This window comes from Methylobacterium sp. B1 (genome assembly GCF_000333255.1).
Lineage (GTDB): Bacteria > Pseudomonadota > Alphaproteobacteria > Rhizobiales > Beijerinckiaceae > Methylobacterium > Methylobacterium fujisawaense.
Window position 1 is genome coordinate 1 of record NZ_BACT01000975.1, and the last position, 6744, is coordinate 6744.

Sequence of the window (6744 nt, forward strand, 5' to 3'; positions counted from 1 at the left end):
CCGGGGATGAAGGTGATCCCGCCGCAGGTCAGCGGGCCGGTCAGCCCGATCACTTCGCTGCGGTCTGCGGCCGGGAGCTTGATGTATTTCAGGTTCAGGTTGCGGGCGATGCCGATGGCGAGCAGCAACTGGATCAGGCAGTTGCCGAAAGCGCCGCATTCGTAGAGCGCCAGCCCCACCAGGGCGCGCGAACGCGGCCGCTCGGCGCTGACGAGGCGGTAGGAGACGTAAGGGTTCGCGCCGGGCCGCTCGTCGGCCATGTCGAAGGGCACGTCCAGCACGCGCCGCAGGACGATGAGGTCGAAATCGGCCTGCGCGCACAGGACCTGTACCGCAGGCAGGCCGCTTCCGGCGGGCGCGTCCAGGGTGACGCGGACATGCCGCGCCCAGGCGCCCTCCCCGGCTCCGAGGATCAGGGCCGCGGCCTCCGCCCCGCTCTGGGAGGCGTCGAGGTCGGGCGTGCGCCAGACCTGTCCGTCATCGGACAGGGCGAGGCTCGGCCGCGCGGCACAAGCGGATCCGATCTCGACGCGTCGAATCGGACATCGAAACCCGAGATCGACCTGCAAGCTCAGGGTGCCGCGCGGCAGGGCGGTCTCGTCCGCCGCAGCGTCCTTGCTGCGCCAGGGCCGGCCGAACGCCACATCGATCAGGTCGCCGTTCATCGCCTCTCGCGGTGCGAAGGGAGCGGTTCGAGGGCCTTGCCTCACGGCCCTCTCTTCGCCGGCGGCGTCCCCTCTGTCGAGGAGGGCCTGAGGCTCGCGTTGCCGCGTCGTGCTCACGCGGAGCCCGATGCGGCCCGCGACGTCTTGCGCCCGGGGCGAATCGAACGGGACGCGGCACGCCGCCGGACGGCGCGCGGCCCTCGATTCCTTCGCTCCGCGCACAAAGCCGGGGCGATGCGTCTGCCGCCGCCGGCTAGCCGTCGAGCCCGAGCATCAGCCCGAGATTCTGCACGGCCGCCCCGGAGGCGCCCTTGCCGAGATTGTCGAGCCGCGCCACCAGCACCGCCTGCCCGTGCTCGGACGAGCCGAACACCCGCAGCTCCAGCCGGTCGGTGTCGTTGAGGTCCTCCGGCTCGATCTTCTCGCGGTGCGCGCCGGTGGCGGCGCCCGGCACGACCTGCACCAGCGGCTGACCGGCGTACCAGTCGCGCAGGGCGGCCTCCAGGTCGGCGGCCGCCGGCCGGCCCGGCAGCGCGTCGAGATGGAGCGGCACGCTCACAAGCATTCCCTGCCGGAAGTTGCCCACGGCCGGCACGAAGATCGGCCGGCGGGTCAGCCCGCTGTAGCGCTGCAGCTCCGGCAGGTGCTTGTGGGCGAAGCCGAGGCCGTAGAGCTGGAACGGCGGCGCCGTGCCCTGCTCGTAGGCCTCGATCATGCTCTTGCCGCCGCCGCTGTAGCCGCTGACCGCGTTGATGCTGATCGGGTGATCGGCCGGGATCAAGCCGCCTTCCACGAGCGGGCGCAGGAGCGCGACGCCGCCGGTCGGGTAGCAGCCGGGATTGGCCACCCGCCGGGCGCGGGCCACCGCGGCCCCCTGCTCCCGGGTCAGCTCGGGGAAGCCGTAGGTCCAGCCCTCCGCGACCCGATGGGCGGTGCTGGCATCGAGGACGCGCGGGCCGCCGCCGGGCAGGCTGTCGGCGAGCGCCACGGTCTCCTTGGCGGCCTCGTCCGGCAGGCAGAGCACCACGAGGTCGACCTCGGCGAGCAGCGCCCGCTTGGCTTCCGGATCCTTGCGGTGCTCCGGCGCGATGCTGCGCAGGGCGACCCGCCCGTCGCGCTCCAGGCGCTCGCGGATGCCGAGGCCGGTGGTGCCGGCCTCGCCGTCGATGAACACGGTGGGCTTCTGTACGCCGTCGCCAGCCATCGTCCGTCTCGCTCTCTCCGAAAGGCAGTGCCGCCCGAGTCGGCCATCGCGGCCGGGAAACTGGTGAGCGCGGTGCGACAGCCTGTCAACGGCCGCGCCGCAGCCCCGAAACGCGAAAGGGCGGCTCCCGCAGGAACCGCCCTCTCCGTGACACCGGTGTGACCGGATATCAGCGCTTGGAGAACTGGAAGCTGCGGCGGGCCTTCTTGCGGCCGTACTTCTTACGCTCGACCACGCGGGCGTCGCGGGTGAGGAAGCCTTCGCGCTTCAGCGGGGCACGCAGCTCCGGCTCGTAGTAGGTCAGGGCCTTCGACAGGCCGTGGCGCACCGCGCCGGCCTGACCGGAGAGGCCGCCGCCCGCCACCGTGACGGTGATGTCGTACTGGTCGACGCGACCGGCGATCTCCAGCGGCTGGCGCAGGATCATGCGCAGCACCGGACGGGCGAAGTAGGTCTCCACCGGGCGCTTGTTGACCGTGACCGTGCCGTTGCCGGGCTTGATCCAGACGCGGGCGACCGCGTCCTTACGCTTGCCGGTGGCATAGGCCCGGCCCTGGGCGTCCAGCTTCTGGACGTGGATGGGCGCTTCGTTGGCCGGATCGACCGCGCCGGTGTTCGACCGGTTGAGGTCGGCGAGGGACTGCAGGGTCGCCATGATCAAGCGCTCACGTTCTTGCGGTTGAGGGCGCCGACGTCGAGCGCCTGCGGCTGCTGGGCCTCATGCGGGTGCTCGGAGCCCTTGTAGACGCGGAGGTTGCCGAGGATCTGACGGAAGAGCGGGCCGCGGGGCAGCATGCGCTCGACGGCCTTCTCCACCACGCGCTCGGGGAAGCGCCCCTCGAGGATGAACTTGGCCGTGCGCTCCTTGATCCCGCCCGGATAGCCGGTGTGGTAGTAGTAGCGCTTCTGGACGTACTTGCGGCCGGTGAACTTCACCTTGTCCGCGTTGACGACGATGACATGGTCGCCGCAATCGACGTGGGGCGTGTAGGCGGCCTTGTGCTTGCCGCGCAGGCGCATCGCCACGATCGACGCGAGGCGGCCGACGACGAGGCCCTCCGCGTCGATCACGATCCACTTCTTGTCGACCTCGGCGGGCTTCAGCGAGGTGGTCTTCATAGCCAAATCCCAGGGGTTCCGACGGACCAGGGCCCCGACGCGTCGGGATCCGAGAACATCGGGGTGCCGAAAAACGAGCCGCCGCGTGGGGCACACGCGGCGGCGGTGGCCAGTGCATAGACGGGCCCGGATGCCGGGTCAACAGCGAAATCGGAAATCGCGAAAAGGCGAGCAATCAGAGCGGCTTGGCGGTTAAGGTATCAGAATACCACATCAAGGCGGGCACGGGACCGCGGAGGGCCGGCTCGGCTCTCCCCGTCACCGCCGCATCGTGAGGGGCCGGAGAGCGGCGGAGGCCTCCTTCAAGGCTCGCTGCGCTCACGCCTCGGAATCAGGGTGTGGGGTGGGCTGACCCGATCCGGCGGGAATCGTTCCCGATCGCGCTGAGGCGGGGGCGATAACCGGGCCCGTTCCACGCGATGCGCGGGTCCCATCTCCCGTGCGGCAGAGGGACAGGGTGAGGGATCAGGTTCGTCCGGACGAGGCTCGCCTGCCCGAGCCGTGATGGTGCGCTCGACCGCGAAGCGTCGTGTCCCTCACCCCAACCCTCTCCCGAACGGGAGAGGGAGGATGGCGCGGATGTCTCGAACGGAATCGCCTTCCTTCCAGACCGTCGCAACGCGATCGGACGCGGCGCTGCGAATGGGGCGCTGGCCACGGGGCGCTGTCTCGGACCGTATGAGGATCGGATTCAGTCGCCCCGCCGGCCCCGCTCCGCGATGGTCAGCTTCTGGACGCCCTTGGCCGCCAGCACCGGTTTCCGGGCGCTGAGGATCCGGGAATTCACGCCGGTCCAGCCGATCTCGCCCGAGAGCCGGCCGTACTCGATCTTGGGGCAGCGGTTCATGATCACCGTGAGGCCGCGCGCCTCGGCCCGGGCGGCGGCCGCGTCGTCGCGCACGCCGAGCTGCATCCAGATCACCTTCGGCGGCGGGCTGAGCGCCAGCGCCTCGTCGACCAGCGGCCCGGCGGCGGCGGAATTGCGGAAGATCTCGACCATGTCGATCGGCCGGTCGCCCAGGCTGGCCTGGACCTCGGCCAGGGAGGCCGCCACCCGGCGCCCGAGCAGGTCCTGGCCGGCGAGGCCGGGATTGACCGGCGTCACCGCGTAGCCGCGGTCGAGCAGGTATTTCAGGACGATCCAGCTCGGGCGCGCCGGGTTCGCCGAGGCCCCGACCAGCGCGATCGTGCGCGTGGTGTTCAGGAGGGCGCGGATCTGCGCGTCGGGGTAGCGGGCGTGGCGCTCCGCGAGCGCCGCCAGGTCGCCGGGCGCGGGCTGCCGGTGATCGTGGCCGGTCTCGTCCATGGCATGTCCCCTCGTCGTCCGGATGATCGCAATGCTTGCCGGCGGCCCGGCAACGGTCACAGCCGCCAGACCTCGTAGCCCAGCCGTGCGAACGCCGCGCGCTCGTACAGCGCCTTCACGTCCACGATCAGGCCGCCGGGCTTCACCCGGGCGGCGATCGCCTCCGGCCCGAGCCGGGCATAATCCCGGTGCGGGACCGCGATCACGGCCGCGTCCGCGTCGGCGGGCAGGTCGGCCCAGTCGACGAGGGTGATGCCATACTCGGCCCGGGCCTCCGCCGATCCGGCGCGGGGATCGTGGACCGACACGGCGCAGCCGAATTCCTCCAGCTCCCGCACGAGGTCGGCGACCTTCGAGTTGCGCAGGTCCGCGCAGTTCTCCTTGAAGGTCAGGCCGAGGACGATGACCCGCGCCCGCCCGGCATGGCCGCCGCGCCGGACGATCCGCTTCACCGTGCTGCGCGCCACGTGGGCGGCCATGCTGTCGTTGATCCGGCGCCCCGCCAGGATCACCTGGGGATGATGGCCGATCATCGCGGCCTTGTGGGTGAGGTAGTACGGGTCCACGCCGATGCAGTGGCCGCCGACCAGCCCGGGGCGGAACGGCAGGAAGTTCCACTTGGTCCCCGCCGCCGCGAGGACCTCCTGCGTGTCGAGGTCGAGCTTGTCGAAGATCAGCGACAGCTCGTTCATGAGCGCGATGTTCAGGTCGCGCTGGGTGTTCTCGATGACCTTGGCGGCCTCGGCCACCCGGATGGACGAGGCGGCGTGGAGGCCCGCCTCGATGATCGACCCGTAGAGGGCCTTCAGCCGCTCCAGCGTCGCGGGCGTGTCGCCGGCGACGATCTTCACCACCTTGGCGAGGCTGTGCTCCCGGTCGCCCGGATTGATCCGCTCCGGCGAGTAGCCGACGAAGAAATCCGTCTTCCAGCGCAGGCCGGAGGATTGCTCGAGGACGGGGATGCAGACCTCTTCGGTGGCGCCGGGATAGACGGTGGATTCGAACACCACGGTCGCGCCCGGCCGCATGTGCCGCCCGACGAGGTCCGAGGCCCGGATCAGCAGGGTGAAATCGGGGCTCTGGGCCCCGTCCACCGGGGTCGGGACCGTGACGATGATCACGTCCGCCGCGCTCAGGGCGGCCGGGTCGTCGGTGATCGCGAGGTGCCCGGCCGCCCGGAACGCCGCCGCGTCGATCTCTCCCGCCGGGTCGTGTCCGGCCCGGTAGGCCGCCACCTTGTCGGCGGCGCGCTCGTAGCCGATCGTGATCCGCGCCCGGCCGAACGCCAGGGCGAGCGGGAGCCCGACATAGCCCAGGCCGACGATCGCCACGCTGTCTGCCGAGCTGTCCGCCACGCCGGATCCCTCTGCGGGCTCGGAAGGCGCCGATGACGGTCCGGCCGCCGGGCGCGTATAGGGGCGGCCCGGGCCCGCGTCGACTCGCTTCGGCCCGCGCGGCGCGTCGCCGGCCGGTCGCGGCGCACCAAGACCACCTGACCGACGGGCAGAGACCGATCGAGCCCGGGGCGCGCATGAGGCGAGACGATGCCTGACCTCCGCTGGACCGAGGGGCCGGTCCACTGCACCGACCTCGTGGACGGCACCGGCAAGGTCTTCGGCTATGTCGGCCCGTGCGCCGCGGGCATGCGCGGCTACGTCGTCCAGTCCGGATCGGAATGGCCGCCGCGCCCGGCCGCCTTCGCCGATCATCCCGCGGCCGACGCGGCCCGCGCCTGGGTCGAGGCCGAGGTGTCCGCGCGCGCCTTTCGGCCCGTCCGCATCATCCGGGAGACCGGCGCGCCGGTCTCCTGATTCCCCGGGGCGGTTCAGGACCGCGTCAGCCTCGCCCGGCTTCGCTGCGACGCGGGATGCCGGTGGTGCCGGCGCGTTCGGGCTCCGGGGCGCAACGTGCTATGAGCCCCGATCGCCCTGTCGCGGGCCCTGAGGTCGATCATCATGCGCACGATCATGCTCGCCGCCGCCCTGCTGGCCCTGCCCGTCCCGGCCTCGGCGCTGTGCCGCTGCACGTGCGTCCGGGGCGAGATGAAGGCGATCTGCCAGGAGACGGACCTCACGATTCCGATCTGCCAGGGGCTCTGCGAGACCACGATCCGACCGGACCGGGTCATCATTCCGCTCGCCGGCGCCCGGCAGGCCTTCGAGCCGGCCCAGTCGACGAACCCCGCGCCCGGCGGCCTCGTGTCGCCCGATCTCAGCCTGGACACCAATCCGAACGGCACCCAGCTGGGAACGCCGAGCCAGCTCTCCGGAAGCGTCGGGTCGAGCTTGTCCTCCGGCAGCGGACGCTGAGCCACGAAAAAGCCCCGCGCGGCGGGTGCCGGCGGGGCTGAAGGTTGAGGACGCCCGGTGCGTTACGTCGGGCGACTGGTTTTAGAATACCATCATTGCTCGCGATGTGAAGCTCTCGCGATGNCAAATCCGGCAGATATT

General features: G+C 71.4%; 7 protein-coding genes and 1 pseudogene. 2 read left to right on the forward strand and 6 right to left on the reverse strand.

The features are described from left to right. The 6 genes and pseudogenes from I53_RS27195 to I53_RS27220 all read right to left on the reverse strand — a co-directional run. Positions 1 to 665: pseudogene (locus I53_RS27195) on the reverse strand (coagulation factor 5 8 type domain-containing protein); the annotation flags it as partial. Positions 666 to 918: 253 nt separating this feature from the next. Next, a complete protein-coding gene (gene argC, locus I53_RS27200) occupies positions 919 to 1869 on the reverse strand; it encodes an N-acetyl-gamma-glutamyl-phosphate reductase (RefSeq protein ID WP_043356848.1) in 951 nt (316 codons plus the stop codon). Positions 1870 to 2038: 169 nt separating this feature from the next. Next, a complete protein-coding gene (gene rpsI / locus I53_RS27205; RefSeq protein ID WP_043356850.1) occupies positions 2039 to 2524 on the reverse strand; it encodes a 30S ribosomal protein S9 in 486 nt (161 codons plus the stop codon). Positions 2525 to 2526: 2 nt separating this feature from the next. Next, positions 2527 to 2988, reverse strand: a complete 462-nt coding sequence (gene rplM / locus I53_RS27210; protein ID WP_043356851.1) for a 50S ribosomal protein L13 — start codon at positions 2986 to 2988, stop codon at positions 2527 to 2529. A gap of 691 nt (positions 2989 to 3679) precedes the next feature. Beyond that, complete coding sequence (locus I53_RS27215; protein WP_051045094.1) at positions 3680 to 4294, reverse strand: CoA-binding protein; 615 nt, start codon at positions 4292 to 4294, stop codon at positions 3680 to 3682. Between the two features lie 56 nt (positions 4295 to 4350). Next, a complete protein-coding gene (locus I53_RS27220) occupies positions 4351 to 5649 on the reverse strand; it encodes a nucleotide sugar dehydrogenase (RefSeq protein ID WP_043356853.1) in 1299 nt (432 codons plus the stop codon). Positions 5650 to 5838: 189 nt separating this feature from the next. Here I53_RS27220 and I53_RS27225 point away from each other — a divergent pair, with 189 nt between their 5' ends. Then, a complete protein-coding gene (locus tag I53_RS27225) occupies positions 5839 to 6105 on the forward strand; it encodes a hypothetical protein (RefSeq protein ID WP_043356855.1) in 267 nt (88 codons plus the stop codon). Positions 6106 to 6249: 144 nt separating this feature from the next. Further along, positions 6250 to 6603 carry a hypothetical protein gene (locus I53_RS27230; protein WP_236952880.1) on the forward strand — a complete coding sequence of 118 codons (354 nt, stop codon included), beginning with the start codon at positions 6250 to 6252 and terminating at the stop codon, positions 6601 to 6603. Positions 6604 to 6744: the final 141 nt, after the last annotated feature.

What these genes read in the sequence shown, in the direction of transcription:
- argC (WP_043356848.1), bottom strand. Translation starts at nt 1,869, where the DNA reads ATGGCTGGCGACGGCGTACAGAAGCCCACCGTGTTCATCGACGGCGAG.
- rpsI (WP_043356850.1), bottom strand. Translation starts at nt 2,524, where the DNA reads ATGGCGACCCTGCAGTCCCTCGCCGACCTCAACCGGTCGAACACCGGC.
- rplM (WP_043356851.1), bottom strand. Translation starts at nt 2,988, where the DNA reads ATGAAGACCACCTCGCTGAAGCCCGCCGAGGTCGACAAGAAGTGGATC.
- I53_RS27215 (WP_051045094.1), bottom strand. Translation starts at nt 4,294, where the DNA reads ATGGACGAGACCGGCCACGATCACCGGCAGCCCGCGCCCGGCGACCTG.
- I53_RS27225 (WP_043356855.1), top strand. Translation starts at nt 5,839, where the DNA reads ATGCCTGACCTCCGCTGGACCGAGGGGCCGGTCCACTGCACCGACCTC.
- I53_RS27230 (WP_236952880.1), top strand. Translation starts at nt 6,250, where the DNA reads ATGCGCACGATCATGCTCGCCGCCGCCCTGCTGGCCCTGCCCGTCCCG.